Below are 21,802 nucleotides of genomic sequence, written 5' to 3'. Positions count from 1 at the left end.
ATGATTAACATCTGTTACGCAGGTTTAAGTGCACTTTTTTGATCGGCCATATTTTCCATGGCTACAAATGCCTGAAGCAGATCCTCTTTAAGATCCTCAAGGGCCTCTAAACCAAAACACAATCGAACCAAACCCTTTTCAATTCCCATATCCGCTTTTTCCTGCTCAGTCATTGAGGCATGGCTTCCACTAAAGGGTTGCGCAACCATTGACGTGACACAGGCCATTCCCGTACCCGTTCCAAACCATTTGAGAGCGCTGGTGAAGGTTTTGTAAAAGGGGACCAGGTCGGGCCGAATATCAACAAACACAATGCCACCATAGCCGGTCAATTGTTTACCATCGACTCGTGGATAATAAACATGCTCAATAAAGGGCAGTTCCCGCAGATAGTTGAGCATACTGGAGGTTGTGTTGCTGTGTTTCTCCATGCGCAGGTTAAATGTCTGCATGCTTCTGCGAAGCAGCCATGCGCTATTAGGCGTTAATATTGAGCCTGAATAAAAGCGGCCTTCGAGGAGGCGCGTATAAATCATTTCATTGTTGACGAGTACCAGGCCGCCCATGACATCGCTATGCCCGGAGAAATACTTCGTTGCGCTGTACAGAGAAATATCCGCGCCAAAGTTCAGAGGCTTTTGAAATGTCGGAGTGGCCCACGTGTTGTCAACGACCACCAGAGCGTGTGGGTTGTTTTGCTTGACCGCCCTGCTGACCGCATGAATATCAATATCTTTCAGAAAGGGATTGGTCGGTGTTTCGAAAATGACCATGTCCACGTTCAACGGCAACTCTTTCAATCCACTTTCCGTGGTGAGATCCAGAATCGTCAGTTTCGCACCGATACGTGCCGCATATCGCTGAAACAGCTTATAAGAACAGCCATAGATATATTTGTTGATCACCAGCGACCCACCGGGTTTCAGCAGCTCCAGAACCATGTAGATGGCACTCATTCCGGTGCTGTAGGCCAAGGCGTATTCGCTTCCTTCCAGTGCAGCGACAACCTGTTCCAGCTCAGTCACATTGGGATTGGCTTTTCTCGAGTAGAAGAACGCCGAGTCAGCGCTAAAAGCGCTGCACTGATAAATAGGCGTCACGGATGGGTGGGCCTCTCGGTCATCGACCCTGATATGGAGTATTTCAGTAGACACGTTCATGATTTGCTCACCAGTTTGATAACCTGCTCATACATGTTCTGCTTGCCTTCATACCCAATGGTCGGCGTGATGTCGTTTTGCGAAATACCAATCTCTTCAATCGACTCGGTTGGGAAGTGAGCCCTGTCGAATACTTCATGAAGATTTGAGTTCACCCCCTTGGGAAGCCAGACTTCAGGGCCTGATTCATCAATTCGTGCCTTGGCAATAATAAATCGATAGCTTTCATACGGCCGCAATGTCAGTGATTTCCAATCACTGTTGAGCCCGTCGGTATAGTTGCGCCGCAGGTAGACGGTCTGTTCAAAGTCTTCAGTATTCAGCACTTGGGCGTGCAGCGATACGATATCCCCATGCCACTCGAACTTTCGCTTCTCGTAAGAGGTCAATGCAGCCTCTCGCAGTTCAACAGGCGTGTTCGCTTTGTGTTCGCCCAGTAACTTGAAGTGTGCGTCGTGCCCACACTGGGCACAGCAGCCGTTGCTATCCAATCCGACTATTTCAGCATTCAAGCCGTAGCGGGTAACGAGTAGCGCGTTACAATTATTGCAGTTGGTATTGGTGCCCTTGACATCATTTACGTTACCCAGATAAACATGCTCAACCCCCATGCTCCGGGCAATGTCCCGAGCCTTCAGGAGTCTATCCACGGGCGTCCTGATGCTATTACTCATTTTATAATCAGGGTGAAACCTTACAAAGTGGAGCGGTACATTCGGGCCCAGTTCATCCAGTACCCACTGGCTAATTTTCCTGGCGGTATCCTCATCGTCACTGATATCGGTAACCATCAAGGTGCTGACTTCAACATATTTACCAGCATCGTATACTTTCTTGATGCCAGCCAGAACGGGCTCTACCCAGCCTGTTGTGACTTTTCGATAGTATTCGGGGGAGATGGATTTTAGTGAAATCGAGAATATGTCGATGACTGGCAATAGTTCATCAATGGCTTCTTCACTGATAAAAAAAGCTGATTTATATAAATTGATTAAGCCCGCTTCCTTTGCCAGCTTTGCCGTGTCGAGGATGAATTCATGCCAGACAACAGGGTCGTTATACGTCCAGGAGATAACGCGTATACCATGCTTCAAGGCAGTTTCTACAACCTGTTCAGGCGTATAGTAGTAAACATCTTTATCTGTCACATACTTGGCCTGAGAGGTCTTCCAATTGTGGCAGTAGCCGCAGTTAAGCATGCAGCCGATATTGCCTAGGGAAAGGATTCGCTCTCCGGGAGCAAAGTGGAATACCGCCTCGGTTTCGATGGTCTCTTCCGTGCTGTGAACGCCTTTGCCATAATTCAATGTAACTAACCGGCCGCCTCTGTTTCCGCGCACCTTGCAAAAACCTACTTTACCCTCCTGAATGACACAGTTTCGGGGAGAAAGATGACACTTTACAACGCCGTTCGGGAGTATTTCTTCCAACTTTGCAGGCGTGCTTTCCAAGGTCCAGTTTTTATTTTTTGTAGTGTCCATCTCTCACTCCTCATCTCACGGAAGTTGCTGTCAATATCATCGGTTGAAATAGTCGAGGCGAAACAATCCCGCCGCCACAGTGGCAGCAATTCCCTAGTAGTTATTGATAGGCGGAAGAAGCGCTGGTCAATCCATAATTCTTAAGTGAAAAACGCCTGGCGTTTATATTCATGAATGGCTGTATAAGAGGGCCTATGACCAACAAGAATGCAATGGTTCCCACACCGAAGGGCCCGCCTAGAAGCCATCCGGTTGAAAAGATGCCAATTTCAATTATCATTTTGGCTTTGGTGAATGACCACGCCCATTTGGACACCATGGTAAGCACCACAAGGTCCATGATTCTGATACCAATACCGCTCATGATAATCAGTGCAGACGAATAAGCACACAGCACCAGACCCATCGCCAACATCGTGTACTCATTCACTCTGACAATCAAATACTCTCCAAGCCCCAGCACGGACCAGAGGTCAATCAACAGACCTGTAAGTGTGGTTGTAATAAATGGGCTTATCGGAGGATATTTCTTGTTCCAGAGCATCCACCACAGCAGAAAGAATAGAGAAACGATACCCGAACAAACGCCCATTCCGAGCATGAGTATTTTATTTATCGAGATGATCAGGACATCTAAGGGGTCAGTCCCCAGTTGACTGACTATGAAAAGCTTAGCCCCCACCGAGAAAAGGGCGACTCCAGCCAGATACATAAAAATCTGATCCATCTTGAAATCACGAAAACTTAGGACTTGCGTTCCAATATAATTTGCGAATGATGGATAGGGTTTTTTTTCACACTTTATTTTTTCATCTTCCATATGAACACCATCCTTGGAGGAGAATATTTTATTATGCAGTGCGTTACGCTAAGGATTCAGAGCTATTGATTGCCCGGGTTCTTGTTAGGCTTTACCGGGCTGCAAATAGACTAGCACTCCGCTTTATTTTGGTGCATTATTTTTTAATGAAAACCGCGTGCTTTTCATTAAAATTTATACTTTTTGCTGGGGGAACTTACATGGATCGTATAGACATCAAAATCTTGGGGAAGGTGCAGGACTTTGGTCGCATTTCCATCACGGAGTTGTCCAAGCATGCAGGTCTTTCTATTCCCGCCACCACTGATCGGTTGCGAAAGCTCGAAGACTCTGGGGTCATCAAGGGGTATAGCGCTCAGTTAGATCCAACCAAGCTAGGGTTCGGCATATCTGCTGTCGTCGGCATGACCACCCTCAAGCCTGCGAAATCCAAATTGATAGCGACGCTCAACGACATACCCGAAGTCGTTGAGTGCCTGCACGTCACGGGTAACGACTCCTACCTGATCAGGATCTATGCCAGGTCAATGGCCGATATCGAAAATATCATTGCGAAGATCAACGCGTACGGTGAGACACGTACAAGCATTGTCTTGTCTGTCCCTATCGAGAGAAGAAAGCTTGTCCCTTGAGCCTGTACATAGAACAGTCAGCTGTTGGCTACTTCAAGGGTGATCATTTTGTGTGCCCGGAACGGCGCCAGCAGCGATTCATCTGCCCCTGAATCGGTAATCAACGTCCACGGCCCTTTGAGGGGAGACCAATATTGCTGGAGGGCGTGCCCTAATTTTGTGGCGTCAGCCAGCACGAAGGTCTGTGCCGCTTGCCCGATCATGTTTTCTTTGAGGTAAGCCTGGTCGGCACTGGCTTCGCAGAGCCCCAACTCTGCAACAACGCCATCGGCGCTAAGAAAAATCTGTCGGCACTCGAATGCTCCAATGTCGCCTGCGCGGCCGCCCCGAAGGTCGACATGCCGGAGGCCCGCAGTTCGCCACCAAGCAGGGTGATCCTTGCCTCCGGGAGCCGAGCCAGGGTAACCGTCCGGCCAACTCACCTTTCTGACCTCGACGCCAAAGGCGATGGTGTCCACCTAATTTGAACTGACCCCACAAAGTTGGACGATTATCTGTCTATGCCTGAGCGACCTGAGTTCTGTATTCAACAGGGCTCAGGCCGTTTAGCTTCGGTCTGATGCGTGAGTGATTGAAAGTTCTGGTGCATGACGGCGTGGGTATCTGGCTTGCGGCGCGAAGGCTGAATCAGGGCAAGTTTCACTGGCCAGGTACTCGGTACGGCTCGGAAGTCGAACTCGACAGCGAGCAACTTCAGGCCTTGGTGTTGGGGGGGCTTGGCAACGAGTTGGTGCAGGCGGCGCGATCACAGCGCTTTAGCACCTGCCATTATGTGACGATTTCGCTGGCTACAAAGCCGGTTTCGAAAAAGGCATCACCGAAATTGGCTGCATGGCCCACGCCCGTCGCAAGTTTTTCGATCTGCACGTGGCGAACAAAAGCCAGCTGGCTGAACAAGCGCTGTACTCGATTGGCGGCTTGTACGAAGTCGAACGCCAAGCTCGAGACATGAGCGATGAGGATCGTTGGCGAATACGCCAGGAAAAGGCAGCCCCAATCATCAAAATCCGACCATGGGCACTTGGGCGCTCAAACTGGTTGTTTGCCGGGTCGCTTCGCAGTGGCAAACGGGCGGCGGCGATCATGAGTCTGATCCAGTCGGCACGCATGAACGGGCATGATCCGTATGCCTATCTGGAAGATGTGCTGACACGGCTGCCGACACAGCGGGCGTGTGAGATCGGGCAACTGCTACCGCATCAGTGGGTGCCGGCCTGACTTACGCAAGGTGAGTTGGGCGTACGCTTACTCTGCGCTTCCTTCAGGTGTTGCTTCAGGAGCGCCAGAAAATATTCAAAAAACTAGCCGCTGGTCGAAAAGCCATGCCTCACCCAAGGTATGGGCTGAAGTATGGGCTGGTAGGTTTTTCCAAACCCCAGAAACGAAAAAGCCCTGAATAATCAGGGCTTTGTCGGTACAAATATGGCGGAGGCGATGGGATTCGAACTCATGGACCTGTTACAGTCGACGGTTTTCAAGACCGTTGCCTTAAACCACTCGGCCACACCTCCGTATTGCGTTGCGGGCGCCATAATACCTGAATGAAACACACTGTCAAACTCTCTGCATAGCTTGTTACAGAGCGTCTGTTATGATCTTTGCGACTGAACGTTTCAAACCAACAGGAGTGTCGCCATGCGCGAACAGGATTACGCAGTTAATAACAGCGTGCAGGCTGAGCAGCTAGAGGTTAGCCGCGTCCTGCGCAACACTTATGGCTTACTCGCCCTCACGCTCGCATTCAGCGGTGTGATGGCGTTCGTCGCCCAGCAGATGCATGTCGGTTACCCGAACGTGTTCGTGGTGCTGATCGGCTTCTACGGGCTTTTCTTCCTGACCAACAAGCTCCGTGACTCGGCCTGGGGCCTGGTGTCGGCGTTTGCCCTGACCGGTTTCATGGGGTTCCTGCTGGGCCCGATACTCAACCGTTATCTGGGCATGCAAGGCGGCGCTGGAGTGGTCAGCTCGGCATTCGCGATGACCGCACTGGTATTCGGTGGTCTGTCGGCCTATGTGCTGATCACCCGCAAGGACATGAGCTTCCTCGGTGGTTTCATCACCGCTGGTTTCTTCGTCCTGCTGGGCGCGACGCTGGCGGGCATGTTCTTCAAGATCAGCGGTCTGCAACTGGCGATCAGCGCGGGTTTCGTGCTGTTTTCTTCGGTCTGCATTCTGTTCCAGACCAGCGCCATCATTCATGGCGGCGAGCGTAACTACATCATGGCGACCATCAGCCTGTATGTATCGATCTACAACCTGTTCGTCAGCTTGTTGCAGCTGTTCGGCATCATGGGCCGCGATGACTGATCGCCAGCCTTGAGCAAAAAACCCGCTACGGCGGGTTTTTTGTTGTCTGGCATTCGAGCTGGGCTCACTCGGTGACGATGATGCTGCCATCGGCTTGTTGTCGGTAAATGGTGTAGGGCAGCAACACAGTGTCGAGAGCACCGGAAATAACGGCGTCTATCAAGACGATAATCGTGGCGTTGTCGTATTTTTGCGCGTCGACGCCTGAGCGCAGGGGAGCATACAGTGTGCAGAAATCGTAGGTCACGCCGCTGTAGATTCGAGGGACGGCGCCGCAGTAGCTTTTCTGTTCCTTGAGGCTCTTTATGGCCGCATCGTCGTGGCGCACCACTGTCTGGATGGTGCCGCACCCCGCGAGCATCAGTGCTGCCAATAACATTGCCTGAGCTTTCATACCGCCAATCCTTCGCCGGAAAATCCTCAATCTACGCGGTTCAAAACAAAACAGCACTCACGCCATCGGCGGCAACCGTCGTTTCACCGGGGTCTTCTTGACGATTGCAGTATTGGTTTCGGCATAGCTGTTGAGGCGGTCGAGCAGGGTGTCCAGCTGTTCCATCGAACGCACGTGCAGGCGCGCGATGAAGCAGTCATCGCCGGTGACCTTGTCGCATTCGGTGAACTCGGGAATGGCCTGGATCTGCCGTTCGACATTCTGCAACTGGCCGGGCAACGGGCGAATACGCACGATGGCCTGCAGTTGATAACCGAAGCATTTGGGATCGATGTCGACGGTGTAGCCTTTGAGCACGCCACGCTCTTCGAGTCGGCGCAGGCGCTCGGCGACGCTGGGTGATGACAGGCCGCTGATCTGTGCCAGGGCCTTGAGTGAGCGTCGGGAGTCTTCCATGAGGGCTGCGATCAGCAGTTGGTCAATGTCGTCAGTCATACAACCCCCGATTAGGCAAATACTGGAATCTGCCTTGATAAAAAAGGTGAACTGGCAGTTTAGCCTGCATTTGACGCTGGAGTGGCGCGGCGCTGGGTTGGCATACTTTGGGCTCATATCGAGGAGCCTGATCATGGATAAAACACTGCGTCGTGGTTCGTTGGAAATGACCGCCGCCATGCTTATTTCCGGGACCATCGGATGGTTCGTGCTGGTTTCCGGCCAGCCTGTGCTGGACGTGGTGTTCTGGCGCTGCGTGTTCGGCGCTGCGACCTTGCTGCTGATTTGCGCAGTGTTCGGCTTTCTGCGCCCGGGCATTCTGACCCGCACCACATTCTTGCTGGCGGTGCTCAGCGGGGTGGCGATTGTCGGTAACTGGGTGCTGTTATTTGCCTCTTATTCCCGGGCCTCGATTGCCATCGGCACTGCGGTCTATAACGTGCAACCGTTCATGCTGGTCGGTCTGGCAGCGTTGTTTCTCGGCGAGAAGATCACCGCACAAAAGCTGTTCTGGCTCGGGGTTTCATTTCTCGGAATGCTGGCAATCGTCAGTGCGCATGGCGAGCAGGGCGCGGGAGGCGGTGAGTACCTGCTGGGGATTGCACTGGCTTTGGGCGCCGCGCTGCTTTATGCCTTTGCCGCGCTGATCATCAAACGCCTGACCGGCACACCGCCGCATTTGATCGCGTTGATACAGGTCTGCACCGGTGTGCTGTTGCTTGCGCCCTGGGCGAATTTTTCCGCGTTGCCGCAACAACCCAGCGCCTGGGCCAGTTTGCTGACATTGGGCATCGTGCACACCGGCGTGATGTATGTGCTGCTCTACGGCGCGATACAGAAACTGCCGACAGCACTGACCGGTGCACTGTCGTTTATCTACCCGATTGCGGCGATTTTCGTCGACTGGTTCGCCTTCGGCCATCGCCTCGAACTGTTGCAGTGGATCGGTGTGGTCGCGATTCTGCTGGCCGCTGCCGGTATGCAACAGGGGTGGGGCAACGGCGTCCGTAAAGTCGCGACGCAGTGACTGCGCTCAGATTTTCCAGCGCGGCGCAGTCTTCACCAAGCGCTGGCGCATGTCATTCAGGTTGGCAGTCAGTTGCCGGGTCAGTAATCGGTAACCGTCCAGCGCGCTGTAGACCGGGGTGCCCATGGCAGTCTGCGGTGCGGTTTCATCGGTCGCGCGCTCCAGGCGTTGTGTCGTACCGGATTGCAGCGCCCGGGCCATGCCAATCAGTAAAACGCGAACCTGCCGGTGCTCGGCTTTCAGCGCCAGTTGCATTTGTGCCATGGCCTGTTCGTCGCTTGCTTCGGGACGGGTGTTGGCGAGGATTTCCAGAGTGCTGATGCACATCCGCAAATTGCGCTGGAGGGCGTCGAGTTCGGTCATGGACATTCGCACTTCCTTGGACACTGAAGGCATCAACGAGCGCAGTTGCACCATCATCCCGTTGAGACGGCTGAGCATCTTGAGGTAGTGGTCATCGGTGACCGACTGGCCACTGATGATTCGGCTGTAAATACTCGCGCAGTCGCGCAAGGCACTGGCGAGTTTGTAGCGCCAGGAGTACACCGCGTAAAGCGGGAGTGCGAAGGAAAAGGCCAGGGCCAGGACGATCCCGATGAGGATATCGACTGTGCGCCAGAGTCCGTCAGTCACCGGGTTGTCGCCGTGTCCGGCGACGATGAATACGGTGATGGCCGACAACAGCGCGGTGTAACCACCTTTGCCAATCGCGTGGTAAGAGAAAAAGCCGCAGACCACCGACATACCGAAGTAAGTCAGCCACGGCATGCCGAGCCAGGCCTGCTGCGCCACCAGCAGCAAACCCACGCCAGCACCGATCAGCGTGCCATACGCGCGCTCGGCAGCTTTTTTGCCGATATTGCCGTGGTGCTGCAAACCACCGATCACCACCAACATGGTTACCGACGCCCATTCACCATGGGGCAGGTGGATGCCGGTGGTCAGCAGAATCGTCGCCAACAGCCCCAGCGACACCCGAACGGCGTGGATCAGTTTGGCGTTGCGATAGCGCCGGTACGGGTCCAGAAGCGGACGCAGCAGCCGGCGCAGCAACGGAGGCAATCGAGATGATCGAAAGGCTGTCATCGGGTTCGCAGGGTGTCCTCGGTGTGCGTGTTAGAAAATATAGTCGGTGGTGAGGAAACTCGACTCCCGTCCGCGGATGATGTCGCTGATCAGCTCCTTGTTGCTCTCCTGGAACTTGGTCGCCACCAGCGTGCGGATCGAGAATGTTCGCAACGCATCGTGCACCGACAGCGTGCCTTCGGCCGAATTCTTGCGCCCGTTGAACGGGAAGGTGTCCGGACCGCGCTGGCACTGGGCGTTGATGTTGATCCGCCCGACCTGATTGGCAAAGATATCCACCAGCCGCCCAACCTCGGCAGGATTGGTGCCGAACAGGCTCAATTGCTGTCCGAAGTCCGACTCCAGGACGTAGTCGATCACCGTGTCCAGGTCACGATAAGGCACGATCGGTACCACCGGGCCGAACTGCTCTTCATGATAGACGCGCATGTCGGTGGTCACCGGGTACAGCACCGCCGGATAGAAGAATGAACCGCGTGCCTGGCCGCCATTGTCGTTCACCACCTTGGCGCCTTTTCTCACGGCATCGTCCATCAGCCCATGCAGGTAATCGACCTTGCCCGACTCCGGCAGCGGCGTCAGTGACACACCGCTTTCCCATGGCATGCCGGGTTTGAGCGAGGCCAGCTTGTGGTTGAATTTCTCGATGAAACGGTCGACCACTTGCTCGTGAACGAAGAGGATCTTCAGCGCAGTGCAGCGCTGGCCATTGAACGACAGCGAGCCGGTGACGGCTTCGTTGACCGCATTGTCCAGATCCACCTCGGGCAGCACGATGCCGGGGTTCTTCGCGTCCAGGCCTAACGCTGCGCGCAAACGGTGTGGTTTCGGGTGAAGTTTCTTCAGGTCGCTGGCGGCCTTGTTGGTGCCGATGAAGGCAAAGATGTCGATCTTGCCGCTGGCCATCAGCGCGCTGACGGTCTCGCGGCCGCTGCCGTAGATCACGTTGATCACCCCGGCCGGGAAGCTGTCGCGGAACGCTTCCAGCAACGGGCGAATCAGCAGGACGCCGAGCTTGGCCGGTTTGAACACCACGGTGTTGCCCATGATCAGCGCCGGAATCAGCGTGGTGAAGGTCTCGTTCAGCGGGTAGTTGTAAGGCCCCATGCACAAGGCGACGCCGAGCGGCACGCGGCGGATCTGGCCGAGCGTGTCCTGTTCCAGTTCAAATCGGCTGGAACGACGGTCGAGTTCCTTCAGGGCGTTGATGGTGTCGACGATGTAATCACAGGTGCGGTCGAACTCTTTTTCCGAGTCCTTGAGGTTCTTGCCAATCTCCCACATCAGCAGCTTGACCACTGCCTCGCGCTGTTCGCGCATGCGGGCGAGGAATGCTTCGACATGCTGAATCCGCTCGGCCACCCGCATCGTTGGCCAGCTGCCCTGACCACGATCATAGGCACGGACGGCGGCGTCGAGGGCGGTTAACGCGGTGTCGGCGTCGAGCAGTGGCGTGCTGCCGAGAATGACTTGTTCATCGCCATTTTCGCCGGTCAGGTAGACCGGGCTGCGGACGATTGCCAGAGGGCCGTTCCAGATTTTCAGGACGCCATCGACGAGGTATTCGCGTTGCTCAGTCTGCCCGTCGAGACGGTATTGCTCCGGGATGTCGCGGGCGGTCGGGAACAGGTTGCCAAGGATGTTTTCTGTGCTCATGTCGCTACCCCGTCTGGATTGGGTGATGCGGATAAGGTTTTTATCGCCAGACACTGCCATGAGGTCAAGACCTGTCAGCCGTGTCTTTTTCTGGAATGACGGCGATGGCTACACATCATTCTGATGCCGCTTTTGGCTCGGCATAAGATGTGCGCCATGATTAGCATTGCTGAATCGTTTTATCAGATTGCTTCGGCAACTGCTACGGAGGATTTGAGCGACATCAGCACAGTTTCGTGTCTGCACCGCTCCTGCACCTTTCAACACACACAAACTGCCGCGTGCCGGGTAAACTTCATGCCTTTCCAGAGGAGTTCTCATGAGTTACTACCAGCCGGGCATCCTTGCCACCCCCGTTCCGCCTCAGGCGCGTCATTTGTTTTTCGCTCTCGAATCCGCCGAAGCTCTGCCGGCTGCGCTCGACAACCTGATGAAACTGGTGGACGGCAAGTCGGCAGTGGTCGGTTTTGGCAAGTCGCTGGTCAATGCACTGGGCGCGAAAGTAGCGGGGCTGCGACCGTTTCCGGCGATGATCGGCGTTGGCGTCGATAACCCTTCGACCCAGCACGCGCTGTGGTGCTGGTTGCACGGTGAGGATCGCGGCGAGTTGCTTAACCGCAGCCGTGCCCTTGAAGTTGCGCTGGCTCCGGCGTTGCGCCTGGTGCAGATGAATGAAGCCTTCCGTCATATGAGTGGCCACGACCTGACAGGCTATGAAGACGGCACCGAAAACCCCCACGACGAAGCCGCCGTTGCCGCAGCGCTGGTGGCCGAGGGTGAGGACAGTCCGGTGGGTGGCAGCTTCGCTGCGATCCAGCAGTGGCAGCATGACCTGAACGGTTTTAATGCGATGCCGTCCCATGAACAGGACAACATCATTGGTCGCCGCAAGAGCGACAATGAAGAACTCGACGACGCGCCAATTTCCGCCCACGTTAAACGCACGGCCCAGGAAAGCTTCACCCCCGAAGCCTTCATCGTGCGCCGTTCGATGCCGTGGATCGAAGGTGATCGTGCCGGCCTGATGTTCCTGGCCTTCGGTCATTCCTTCAACGCCTTCGAAGCCCAACTGCGCCGCATGAGTGGCCTGGAAGATGGCGTCGTTGACGCTCTGTACCGCATGAGCCGGCCGATCACTGGCGGTTACTACTGGTGCCCGCCGCTCAAGGACGGCCAGCTGGATTTGCGTGCACTGAACATCGGCTGAAGACTAACGCGCATCCTGTAGGAGCACGGCTTGCCGGCGATGGCGGTCTTACAGATGTCATCGCTGGCAAGATGTCATGGGCGCGGTAGTTGCGTTTTAGTGTGCAACGGAGACGTAGACTTCGCGGCCGGCGAACCAGGTGCTCAGCACCCGAGTGTCATGCAGGGCTTTTTCATCGACCGTGAACACATCGCGGTCGACGATAATGAAGTCCGCCTGCTTGCCGGGCTCAAGCGAACCGATCTGCTGTTCCAGGCCGATGGTGCGGGCGGCGTTGACGGTGTAGGCGTAGAACATCGTCTCGCGGTCAATGCCCTCGGCGACGTTCAACACGCCTTTGGGCCCGGCACGGGTGATGGCCTGGGCCATCGCATTGAACGGGTTCGGCGATGACACCGGCCAGTCACTCGCACCGGCAATCGTTGCGCCTTGCTTGAGCAGCGAGTGCGCCGGGTACTGGTAGCGGAAGGCGAGCGCGCTGACGTACGGCTTGATCATGTCCAGGGTGTACTCGTCAGCCGTAGCCCAGAGCAACTGCATCGAGGCGATCACGTTGAGTGGCTTGAAGCGCGCAAACTCCTTGGGGTTGACCAGTTGCAGGTGGGTGATGGAGTGGGTCACGCCGCTTTGTCGATCCTTGCGCGCCTGCTCGATGCCGTTCAACGACTCACGTACCGCACGATCGCCAATGGCGTGAATGTGCACCAACCAGCCGCGTTGGTCGGCGGCACTGACCAGCTCCCCGAAATGCGCAGGATCGATCAACAGCTCACCCTGTTTGTGTGAGTTGTTGTAGGGATCAATCAGCGCCGCGCTCTGCGCCGGAAATTCCAGTACGCCATCGGCGAAGATCTTGATGCCGGGCAGGCTCAGGTTCGGGATGCCCTGGAACTGCTGGCGCACCGTGTCCAGCGTCTCCAGATCGGCCGGGCGGCTCCGCGGGTTGGCCACCAGCAGCGCGGCGACGTGCGCGCTCATGGCCCCGGTTTCAGACAGCGCCTTGTACACCGGCAATACGCCGACAGTTTTCTCCGTGGGCTTGAGGGCGAACACCGGTTCCCCCGGCGCGGCGTTGGCGGCCGGGTCCATCCAGGCCGTGATACCCAGACTGTTGTTGAACTGCAGCGCAGCCTGGGCTGCACGCAACAGGTCCGCCGGACTGGCTTTGGGCATGACTGAAGCGACCCGGTCCCAACCCGCATCCACCAGAAAACCGTTGGGCGCGCCATTTGCCAGGCGGCCGATGGTGTCGCGCTCGGCGGCGGGCAGATTGTTGATCAGCGCGGCGTCGATTCCGGCCCGCGTGAGCATCACGTTGTTGGCCCAGGCGGTGTGGTGATCGCTGCCGATGAACACGATCGGCACCTGCGCCCATTCACCCTGGTTGAAACGCTGGGCAAAGGCTTCGGCTTGCGCCCAGTAGGTCGAACTCATGCCGGCCACACTCAGCACATCGCCGTGTTTTGCCTTGCCGTCGTCACGCCAGCCGCGCAGACGTTTTTCCAGCTCTTCGAGACTGACCTGTTCATCTTCCATGTTGGCCGAGGCCAGTTCGAGGCCGCCGAAGATCGCGTGTGAATGGCTGTCGATCAGGCCGGGCATCAGGGTTTTACCCGCCAGATCGATGATCCGGGTCGAGGGCTCGATCAATGCCTTGATCTGCGCGTCGCTGCCGACCTGCAACACTTTGCCGTCCTGCACTGCCAGGGCCTGGACCTTGGGTTGGGCGTGGTCGGCAGTGAAGATCTTGCCATTGATCAATACCAGATCGGCGGCGGCCATGGCTTCCATCGAGGCAAAAGCCACGGCGCAGCTCAGGAGTGTCGGTATAACTCTATTCATGCGGGGTGCCTTGTTTTTATTCGTTTGGCAGCGAGACTAGTGGCTTGGCGCGCTGGGCAGAACACCTGAAACCAGCAAAACCCTTTTGCCTGAATGGAAAAACCATGGACACGCTCAGTGCCTTGAAAATGTTTGTCGCGACCGCAGAGCACGGCAGTTTCAGTCGTGCCGCGCAGCAACTGGGCAAAACTCCGTCGGCGCTGACTAAGGCGGTCAGCCATCTTGAGGATGAGCTGGGTGCGCGCTTGTTCGAGCGCAGCACGCGGCGCACTTTATTGACCGAGGTCGGGCGGCTTTATCTGGAGACCGCGCGTCAGGTGTTGCAACGCCTGCAAGAGGTCAGCGAAGAGATCCTGCAGGTGCAGCATGGTTTGCAGGGCACACTGAAAATCACTGCGCCGCTGGCCTTTGGTCGGGCCTTTCTCGACGAGGTATGCGCAGGCTTTCTCGATGAATACCCGCAAATCAGTTTGCACATCGACCTGTGCGACGAGTTCGTCGATCTGCTCGAAAGCGGCTACGACCTGGCATTGCGTGAAGGTCATGACGACCTGCCCGGACAGATCGCCCGAGTCATCGGTGAGAATCGCCTGGCCCTGTGTGCCAGCCCGGATTACCTGGCGCACAACCTGGTTCCGGTGACGCCGCAGACCCTCGATCAGCATCACTGGCTGCTCTATCACCATGCGGCCCTGAACCGTGAATTCTGGTGGGTCGAGCGCGACGGTCAACGGCTCAGCTTGCCCCAGCCGTCGCGGCCGCGCCTGAAAAGCGACAATTACGACTTGCTGCTGGCCGCTGCGCTGGCAGGGCGCGGATTGCTGCACACACCGCTGTGGAGTGCCGCGCCGTATCTGGCGGATGGCCGGCTGGTGCGGTTGATGGCCGACTACGAAATTGATCCGGACGCGTTCGGTTCGCACATCCTGGCGGTGTACCCCAGTCACCGTCGCGCCACTGCCAAGGTGGCGGCTTTCATCGATTTCATTTCGGCTTTTCTGCGCCAGCGCGGCCTGGGCTAAGCGTTACGACTGGCGGTTATTGTCAGGAAAACCCGAGAGGAGTACAAATGTACTCCATGACGACTTTAACCCCCCGCCGTACCGCCATCCTGACCTTCATCCGCGACCGTATCGCGCAACAAGGCCAGTCACCGAGCCTCGCTGAAATCAGCGAGGCGTTTGGTTTTGCCTCGCGCAGCGTGGCGCGCAAGCATGTGGTGGCGCTGACCGAGGCCGGTTTCATCGAGGTCAATCCGCATCAGGCCCGCGGTATTCGCTTGCTCAATCAGCCGCGTCGCCCCGAGTTGCTGGACATCCCGGTACTCGGGCGGGTGGCCGCCGGTGTGCCGATGGGCGTCGATGCCGAGGTGCACAGCCGCTTGTGGCTGGATCCGGCAATGTTCTCGCGTACGCCGGACTACCTGCTGCGGGTTCAGGGCGACTCGATGATCGGCGACGGCATTCTCGACGGTGATCTGGTGGGCGTGCGCCGCAGTGCCGAGGTGCGGAACGGCCAGATCGTCGTTGCGCGGCTTGAGGGCGAAGTCACCATCAAGCGCTTTGAGCGGGTAGGGGACAGCGTGCGGTTGCTGCCGCGCAACCCGGATTACAGCCCCATTGTGGTCAGCGCCGATCAGGACCTGGCGATTGAAGGGGTGTTCTGTGGTCTGGTGAGGCAAGGGTGATGGGCGCCGTCGTTGCGCTGGATACGCTGTTCAATGGCGGCCAGGTCTGGAAAGGCCGGCCCGCGCCACCGAGCATCAGCCCGCAGCCGACCGGGCATGCGGCACTGGACGCGGCGTTGCCCAGCGGTGGCTGGCCGGAAGCGGCGCTGAGCGAAATCCTTGTCGCCGGGCAGGGCGTGGGCGAGTTGCAACTGGTATGGCCAACCTTGGCCCGGCTGACGACTGCTGGTGAGCGAGTGGTGCTGGTAGCGCCGCCGCATGTGCCGTATCCCCAAGCCTGGCAGAACGCCGGGGTGGATCTGCGGCAATTGTCGATCATCCAGGCCAGTGACCGCGAGGCACTGTGGGCGGCGGAACAATGCCTGCGCTCAGGCAGTTGCGGGGCGGTGTTGTGCTGGCCGCAACAGGCGGATGACCGCGCCTTGCGCCGTTTGCAGGTGGCGGCGGAAACCGGGCAGACCCTGGCGTTTGCCTATCGCTCGATCAAGGACGCCATTAATCCTTCGCCGGCAGCCCTGCGCATCGCCATCGATTCAAGGCCCGCGCAGTTAAGGGTGCTCAAGTGCCGTGGCGGGCTGGCCCGTTCGGCACCGATTGCCTTCGCCACCGGGCAGTGAGGTTGGCATGCGCTGGGTCTGTATCCTTTTCCCGCAGTTGGCGCTGGACGCGGTGTTGCGTCAGCGCAGCGATCCTGACGAACCGCTGGTGCTGCTGAGCGGTCCGGCGCAGCGTCGGGTGTTGCAAGCGGTCAATGCACCGGCGCGAGCATTGGGGCTGCGTCCGGGCCAGTCGATGACCGCCGCCCAGGCCTTGAGCAAGGCCTTTGTCAGCGCCGACTATGACGTGGCCGAAATCGAGCATTGGCAGCAGTTTCTCGCCGCCTGGGCCTACCGCTTCAGCTCCCAGGTCAGCGTGCATTACCCGCGTGCGGTGCTGTTTGAAATCGAGTCGAGCCTGGGGTTGTTCGGGCCCTGGCCGCAGTTCGAGGCGCGGTTGCGCGCAGAGCTCACGGCGCTGGGGTTTCGCCATCGCTTGGTCGCGGCGCCCAACCCGCTGGCCGCACGGGTCCTGGCCAATGCCTACGACGGCCTGGCGGTGCCGGACAATGACGGGTTACGGCAATTGCTCGGGCAGATGCCTGTCGAGCGGATCGGGCTTGAGCAAACGGTCGCTACCGCACTGTCGCGCATGGGCTTGCGCACCTTGCGCCAGGTTCAGGCGCTGCCGCGTCAAACCCTGGCCCGGCGCTTTGAAGCGCAAGTGCTCAAGCACCTCGATACCTTGTTGGGCGAACGGCCGCTGGCCTTGGGGTTTTATCTGCCGCCGGACCGTTTCGATGTGCGGATCGAGCTGAATTTCGATGTGCAATCCCATCAGGCATTGCTGTTCCCCTTGCGCCGGCTGACCGGCGATCTTTCGGCGTTCCTCTGTGGCCGGGACAGCGGCGTGCAGCGCTTTGACCTGCATCTGGAACACGCCGGGTTGCCGGACACGCTGATCAAGGTCGGCCTGTTGAGCGCCGAGCGCGACCCGGCGATGCTCTTCGAACTCGCGCGCGGTCGGCTGGAACAGGTGCAGGTCGAAGCGCCAGTGCGCGGTTTTCGGCTGTCGGCGCAAGACTTGCCAAGCTTCGTCCCGCAGCGCCGGGAGCTGTTCGACGAACGCCCGCAACAGTCCTTGCCCTGGGAGCAACTGCGTGAGCGCTTGCGTGCGCGGCTCGGGGATGAGGCGGTGCAGGGCCTGGGTTTTCAGTCCGATCACCGGCCGGAGTGTGCCTGGCTGCCGAATGCACAGCCTCAGGCCTGTCCGGCGCTGCCTGATGTACAGCGTCCCGGCTGGTTGCTGACCGAGCCATTGCCCGTGAATGAAGGCTCGGCGCGCATCCTCATGGGCCCGGAGCGCATCGAGTCCGGCTGGTGGGATGGCGCCGACGTGCGCCGCGATTACTACCTGATCGAAACCCGCGCAGGCTCCAAGGCCTGGGCCTATCGTGCGGTGGGCGAGGCCGGGCCGCTGTGGCTGCAAGGCTGGTTCGCATGAGCGCCGGCTACGCCGAACTGCACTGCCTGTCGAACTTCAGTTTCCAGCGCGGTGCATCGAGTGCCCTTGAGCTGTTCGAGCGGGCCAAACGTCAGGGTTACCAAGCCCTGGCGATCACCGACGAGTGCACCCTGGCCGGCATCGTCCGTGCGTGGCAAGCGGCCAAGGCGCTGGAGTTGCCGTTGATCATCGGCAGTGAAATGCGCATCGAGAACGGCCCCAAGCTGGTGTTGCTGGTGGAAAACCTTGAGGGTTATCAGGCCCTGTGTCGGCTGATCACCCACGCCCGACGGCGCACGGAAAAGGGCCAGTACCGGGTGCTGCGCGAAGACTTCAACGGGCCATTGCCCGGACTGTTGGCGTTGTGGGTGCCAGATGCCGTTGACGCACTGGAACACGGCGCCTGGCTGAAAGGTCTTTTCGGCGAGCGGCTGTGGCTGGCGGTTGAGCTGCACTGTGGGCAGAACGACGCCCGGCGTCTGGCTGATTGGCAGGCCCTGGCTGCCCGCTTGCAGATTCCGGTGGTGGCCAGCGGTGATGTGCACATGCATGCACGTGGCCGCCGCGCGTTGCAGGACACCATGACGGCGATTCGTCTGCATGTGCGGGTCGCCGACGCCGGGCAGCGCTTGCATCCCAATGGCGAGCGACACTTGCGCAGCCTTGAGGCGTTGCGCGAGCTGTATCCAGTGTCGTTGCTCGAACAAACGCTGATCATTGCCCGACGTTGTACTTTCGACCTAGGCCAGTTGCGCTACCAATACCCGCGTGAACTGGTGCCCGAAGGGCAGACCCCGACTTCCTGGCTACGCCGGTTGACCGAACAAGGCCTGTGCCGACGTTGGCCTGAAGGGCCGGACAGCACGGTCATGGCGCTGATCGAAAAGGAACTGAAGCTGATCGCCGAGCTCGGTTACGAGAGTTACTTCCTCACCGTCGAAGATATCGTCAGCTTCGCCCGCAGCCAGCGCATTCTGTGTCAGGGGCGCGGTTCGGCCGCCAACTCGGCGGTGTGTTACGCCTTGGGCATCACTGAAATCGACCCGAGCCGGACGAGCATGCTGTTCGAGCGCTTCCTCTCCAAAGAGCGCAACGAGCCGCCGGACATCGACGTCGACTTCGAGCATGAGCGCCGCGAAGAAGTCTTGCAGTACGTGTTCCAGCGTTATGGCCGGACCCGGGCTGCGCTGACGGCGGTGGTCAGCACTTACCACGGTGCCGGCGCGATCCGCGACGTGGCCAAGGCCCTTGGTTTACCGCCGGATCAGGTCAATGCGCTGGCCGATTGCTGCGGCCATTGGAGCGACGATGTACCGCCGCTGGAGCGTTTGCGCGAAGGTGGCTTCGACCCGGACAGCCCGGTGTTGCGCCAGGTGCTGAGCCTGACCCGGCAGTTGATCGGCTTCCCCCGGCACCTGTCCCAGCATCCGGGCGGTTTCGTGATTTCCGAGCAGCCGCTGGACAGCCTGGTGCCGGTGGAGAACGCGGCCATGGCCGAGCGCACGATCATCCAGTGGGACAAGGACGACCTGGACATGGTCGGCCTGCTCAAGGTCGACATTCTTGCCCTCGGCATGCTCAGCGCCATTCGCCGTTGCTTTGACCTGTTGCGCGACCATCGCGGACGGGACCTGAGCCTGGCCAAAATCCCGTCCGAGGACCCGAAAACCTACGAGATGATCAGCCGCGCCGACACCATCGGGGTGTTCCAGATCGAGTCTCGGGCGCAGATGTCGATGTTGCCCCGGCTCAAACCCCAAAACTTCTATGACCTGGTGATCGAAGTGGCCATCGTTCGTCCCGGTCCGATCCAGGGTGGGATGGTGCACCCGTACCTGAGGCGACGTAACAAGGAAGAGCCGGAAACCTATCCCTCGGTACAGCTGGAGGCCGTGCTCAAACGCACTCTCGGCGTGCCGTTGTTTCAGGAACAGGTCATGCAGATCGCGATTGTGGCCGCCGATTACAGCCCCGGCGAGGCCGATCAGTTACGCCGTTGCATGGCGGCCTGGAAGCGCCACGGTGGCCTTGAACCGCACCAGAAGCGCCTTCGCGAAGGCATGCTGAAAAACGGCTACTCGGAGGAATTCGCCGCGCAGATCTTCGAGCAGATCAAGGGCTTTGGCAGCTACGGTTTTCCCGAATCCCACGCCGCCAGTTTTGCCTTGCTGACCTACGCCAGCTGCTGGTTGAAATGCCATGAGCCGGCGGCGTTCGCCTGTGCGCTGATCAACAGCTGGCCGATGGGTTTCTACAGCCCGGACCAGATTCTCCAGGATGCACGCCGGCATCAGTTACAGATCCGTCCGGTGGACGTGGCCGCCAGCGATTGGGATTGCAGCCTGGAGCCGACTGACGGTGAGCAACCGGCGATTCGCCTGGGGTTGCGCATGATCAAGGGCTTTCGCGAGGACGATGCACGCCGCATCGAAGCAGCGCGTTTGCAGGGTGAGTTCATCGACATCGCCGACCTGGGCGAGCGCGCCCGACTCGATGCCCGAGCCCAAGAACAACTGGCCGACGCCGGAGCGTTGCGCCGGCTGGCCGGTGATCGCCATCGCGCGCGCTGGGAAGTGGCGGGGGTACAGAAACAACTTGGGTTGTTCGCCGGGTTGCCGAGCCAGGAAGAGCCTTGCGTGGTGTTGCCCAAACCGACCGTGAGCGAAGACCTGCAAGCCGATTACAGCAGCGTCGGCACGACCCTCGGCCCGCATCCGCTGGCATTGTTGCGCGATGAGTTGCGCTCCCGACGTTGCCGCAGTTCACGGGAGTTGCTGGAGGTCGAACATGGGCGCAACGTCAGCGTCGCCGGCCTGGTCACCGGCCGCCAACGCCCGGGCACGGCCAGTGGCGTGACCTTCGTGACACTTGAAGACGAGTTCGGCAACATCAACGTCGTGGTCTGGCGCGACCTCGCCGAGCGTCAACGCAAAGCACTGATCGGCTCGCAATTGCTCAAGATCGACGGCCGCTGGGAGAAGGTCGGCGAAGTCCGGCACCTGATCGCCGGACGTTTGAGTGACCTGAGCCCGTTGCTCAACGGCATCAGCGTGCACAGCCGGGACTTTCACTAAGTCACCCGGATCGCTCAAAGAGCTGACGCCAAAAAAAATTTAAACACTGTCTTCAATAGTGCACTTTGGCATAATGCCGCCCGCCGACGTCCTGCACGTCGCTTATCGATTCGAATCCCCATCGCTTTTTCGCCACCACAATCCGTAGTGGCGGGTCGCTGTCATGCCGGGATAAACCGTTTTTCAGAAGGAGTGCACAGTGAGAATGATCTCTCGAATGGTGGTATCAGGGGCAGCGATTGCCGTATTAGGCGCGATGGCCGGGTGTGCGACCGAAAGCTCCCGCGCATTGCCGGTAGCCAAAGTCGAAAGCGCCAGCCAGGCCTTTGTCGGTGTTCGAGTGCCGATGGCTGTCGGCAAGTTCGACAACCGTTCGAGCTACATGCGCGGGATCTTCTCCGATGGTGTGGATCGCCTCGGCGGTCAGGCCAAGACCATCCTGATCACTCACTTGCAGCAGACCAACCGTTTCAGCGTGCTGGACCGCGACAACATGGGCGAGATCCAGCAGGAAGCGGCGATCAAGGGGCAGTCCCAGCGCCTCAAGGGTGCCGACTTTGTGGTGACCGGCGACGTCACCGAGTTCGGTCGCAAAGAGACCGGCGATCACCAGCTGTTCGGCATTCTTGGCCGTGGCAAGACCCAGGTGGCATACGCCAAGGTCAACTTGAATATCGTCAATATCAGCACCTCGGAAGTCGTTTATTCGACTCAGGGCGCAGGTGAATATGCCTTGTCCAACCGTGAAGTCATCGGCTTCGGCGGTACTGCTGCCTACGATTCGACCCTCAACGGCAAGGTGCTCGACCTGGCCATGCGCGAGGCGATCAACCGCCTGGTGGACGGCATGAATTCAGGTGCATGGAAACCGGGCAACTGATCAAGGTCGATGAC

Annotated in this window: 19 protein-coding genes, 1 tRNA gene and 3 pseudogenes; 12 read left to right on the top strand and 11 right to left on the bottom strand. The window is 58.4% G+C overall.

What is annotated here, in order from left to right:
- Positions 1 to 14: 14 nt before the first annotated feature.
- The 3 genes from KRR23_RS09385 to KRR23_RS09375 all read right to left on the bottom strand — a co-directional run bounded on the left by KRR23_RS09385 (position 15) and on the right by KRR23_RS09375 (position 3,461).
- On the bottom strand, positions 15 to 1,160 hold the full coding sequence (locus tag KRR23_RS09385) for a PLP-dependent aspartate aminotransferase family protein (RefSeq protein ID WP_216742279.1): 1,146 nt from the start codon (positions 1,158 to 1,160) through the stop codon (positions 15 to 17).
- Positions 1,157 to 2,641 carry an AmmeMemoRadiSam system radical SAM enzyme gene (amrS, locus tag KRR23_RS09380; RefSeq protein WP_216742278.1) on the bottom strand — a complete coding sequence of 495 codons (1,485 nt, stop codon included), beginning with the start codon at positions 2,639 to 2,641 and terminating at the stop codon, positions 1,157 to 1,159. Before amrS ends, KRR23_RS09385 begins: the two co-directional genes overlap by 4 nt.
- 100 nt (positions 2,642 to 2,741) lie before the next feature.
- Positions 2,742 to 3,461 (bottom strand): YitT family protein, encoded by a 720-nt coding sequence (locus KRR23_RS09375; protein WP_216742277.1) that lies wholly within the window; start codon positions 3,459 to 3,461, stop codon positions 2,742 to 2,744.
- A 200-nt stretch (positions 3,462 to 3,661) separates the two neighbouring features.
- Here KRR23_RS09375 and KRR23_RS09370 point away from each other — a divergent pair, with 200 nt between their 5' ends.
- A complete protein-coding gene (locus KRR23_RS09370) occupies positions 3,662 to 4,093 on the top strand; it encodes an Lrp/AsnC family transcriptional regulator (protein ID WP_019578517.1) in 432 nt (143 codons plus the stop codon).
- 17 nt (positions 4,094 to 4,110) lie between these two features.
- On the opposite strand, the pseudogene KRR23_RS09365 reads toward KRR23_RS09370, so the two are convergent.
- Both KRR23_RS09365 and KRR23_RS29380 read right to left on the bottom strand, forming a co-directional pair.
- Positions 4,111 to 4,493 (bottom strand): annotated as a pseudogene (locus KRR23_RS09365) (DeoR/GlpR transcriptional regulator); the annotation flags it as partial.
- A gap of 98 nt (positions 4,494 to 4,591) precedes the next feature.
- Positions 4,592 to 4,696, bottom strand: coding sequence for an IS3 family transposase (locus KRR23_RS29380; protein ID WP_367880646.1), 105 nt, complete (start codon positions 4,694 to 4,696; stop codon positions 4,592 to 4,594).
- Here KRR23_RS29380 and tnpB point away from each other — a divergent pair.
- Both tnpB and KRR23_RS09360 read left to right on the top strand, forming a co-directional pair.
- Positions 4,677 to 4,793, top strand: a pseudogene (gene tnpB, locus KRR23_RS29375) (IS66 family insertion sequence element accessory protein TnpB); the annotation flags it as partial. The gene KRR23_RS29380 and the pseudogene tnpB sit on opposite strands and share 20 nt — an antisense overlap.
- 68 nt (positions 4,794 to 4,861) lie before the next feature.
- A pseudogene (locus KRR23_RS09360) lies at positions 4,862 to 5,311 on the top strand (transposase); the annotation flags it as partial.
- Positions 5,312 to 5,516: 205 nt separating this feature from the next.
- On the opposite strand, the gene KRR23_RS09355 reads toward KRR23_RS09360, so the two are convergent.
- Positions 5,517 to 5,604, bottom strand: a tRNA-Ser gene (locus KRR23_RS09355).
- Between the two features lie 124 nt (positions 5,605 to 5,728).
- Here KRR23_RS09355 and KRR23_RS09350 point away from each other — a divergent pair.
- Positions 5,729 to 6,400 (top strand): Bax inhibitor-1/YccA family protein, encoded by a 672-nt coding sequence (locus tag KRR23_RS09350; protein WP_216742276.1) that lies wholly within the window; start codon positions 5,729 to 5,731, stop codon positions 6,398 to 6,400.
- A 64-nt stretch (positions 6,401 to 6,464) separates the two neighbouring features.
- Here the strand turns inward: KRR23_RS09350 and KRR23_RS09345 are convergent, their stop codons facing one another.
- Positions 6,465 to 6,794: a YceK/YidQ family lipoprotein gene (locus KRR23_RS09345; protein ID WP_103317930.1), complete on the bottom strand. Its 330-nt coding sequence runs from the start codon at positions 6,792 to 6,794 to the stop codon at positions 6,465 to 6,467.
- A 57-nt stretch (positions 6,795 to 6,851) separates the two neighbouring features.
- A complete protein-coding gene (locus tag KRR23_RS09340; RefSeq protein ID WP_019690796.1) occupies positions 6,852 to 7,289 on the bottom strand; it encodes an Lrp/AsnC family transcriptional regulator in 438 nt (145 codons plus the stop codon).
- A 133-nt stretch (positions 7,290 to 7,422) separates the two neighbouring features.
- On the opposite strand from KRR23_RS09340, the gene KRR23_RS09335 reads away from it, so the two are divergent.
- Positions 7,423 to 8,316 (top strand): DMT family transporter, encoded by an 894-nt coding sequence (locus KRR23_RS09335; protein WP_216742275.1) that lies wholly within the window; start codon positions 7,423 to 7,425, stop codon positions 8,314 to 8,316.
- A 6-nt stretch (positions 8,317 to 8,322) separates the two neighbouring features.
- Here the strand turns inward: KRR23_RS09335 and KRR23_RS09330 are convergent, their stop codons facing one another.
- Positions 8,323 to 9,402: an FUSC family protein gene (locus KRR23_RS09330; RefSeq protein WP_216742274.1), complete on the bottom strand. Its 1,080-nt coding sequence runs from the start codon at positions 9,400 to 9,402 to the stop codon at positions 8,323 to 8,325.
- 30 nt (positions 9,403 to 9,432) lie between these two features.
- Positions 9,433 to 11,058: an NADP-dependent glyceraldehyde-3-phosphate dehydrogenase gene (locus KRR23_RS09325; RefSeq protein WP_216742273.1), complete on the bottom strand. Its 1,626-nt coding sequence runs from the start codon at positions 11,056 to 11,058 to the stop codon at positions 9,433 to 9,435.
- A gap of 319 nt (positions 11,059 to 11,377) precedes the next feature.
- Here KRR23_RS09325 and KRR23_RS09320 point away from each other — a divergent pair, with 319 nt between their 5' ends.
- Positions 11,378 to 12,265 (top strand): Dyp-type peroxidase, encoded by an 888-nt coding sequence (locus tag KRR23_RS09320; RefSeq protein ID WP_216742272.1) that lies wholly within the window; start codon positions 11,378 to 11,380, stop codon positions 12,263 to 12,265.
- A 96-nt stretch (positions 12,266 to 12,361) separates the two neighbouring features.
- Here KRR23_RS09320 and KRR23_RS09315 read toward each other — a convergent pair whose 3' ends face one another.
- Positions 12,362 to 14,107 carry an amidohydrolase gene (locus KRR23_RS09315; protein ID WP_216742271.1) on the bottom strand — a complete coding sequence of 582 codons (1,746 nt, stop codon included), beginning with the start codon at positions 14,105 to 14,107 and terminating at the stop codon, positions 12,362 to 12,364.
- Between the two features lie 104 nt (positions 14,108 to 14,211).
- On the opposite strand from KRR23_RS09315, the gene KRR23_RS09310 reads away from it, so the two are divergent.
- From KRR23_RS09310 to KRR23_RS09285, 6 genes are all read left to right on the top strand, one after another.
- On the top strand, positions 14,212 to 15,129 hold the full coding sequence (locus tag KRR23_RS09310) for a LysR family transcriptional regulator (RefSeq protein WP_216742270.1): 918 nt from the start codon (positions 14,212 to 14,214) through the stop codon (positions 15,127 to 15,129).
- 47 nt (positions 15,130 to 15,176) lie between these two features.
- A complete protein-coding gene (gene lexA / locus KRR23_RS09305) occupies positions 15,177 to 15,794 on the top strand; it encodes a transcriptional repressor LexA (RefSeq protein WP_216742269.1) in 618 nt (205 codons plus the stop codon).
- Entirely contained in the window at positions 15,794 to 16,411 is a 618-nt protein-coding gene (imuA, locus tag KRR23_RS09300; protein ID WP_145014601.1) for a translesion DNA synthesis-associated protein ImuA, read from the top strand. Before lexA ends, imuA begins: the two co-directional genes overlap by 1 nt.
- A gap of 7 nt (positions 16,412 to 16,418) precedes the next feature.
- On the top strand, positions 16,419 to 17,834 hold the full coding sequence (locus tag KRR23_RS09295) for a DNA polymerase Y family protein (protein WP_216742268.1): 1,416 nt from the start codon (positions 16,419 to 16,421) through the stop codon (positions 17,832 to 17,834).
- Positions 17,810 to 20,908: an error-prone DNA polymerase gene (locus KRR23_RS09290; RefSeq protein WP_216742267.1), complete on the top strand. Its 3,099-nt coding sequence runs from the start codon at positions 17,810 to 17,812 to the stop codon at positions 20,906 to 20,908. The genes KRR23_RS09295 and KRR23_RS09290 overlap by 25 nt, the downstream gene beginning before the upstream one ends.
- Positions 20,909 to 21,113: 205 nt before the next feature.
- Entirely contained in the window at positions 21,114 to 21,788 is a 675-nt protein-coding gene (locus tag KRR23_RS09285) for a CsgG/HfaB family protein (RefSeq protein WP_162491272.1), read from the top strand.
- Positions 21,789 to 21,802: the final 14 nt, after the last annotated feature.

Origin of the sequence: Pseudomonas sp. CVAP#3 (assembly GCF_018986375.1) — a bacterium.
GTDB lineage: Bacteria > Pseudomonadota > Gammaproteobacteria > Pseudomonadales > Pseudomonadaceae > Aquipseudomonas > Aquipseudomonas helvetica.
The sequence above is the reverse complement of the archived record's forward strand: the minus strand, read 5'-3'. Positions and strand labels throughout refer to the sequence as shown.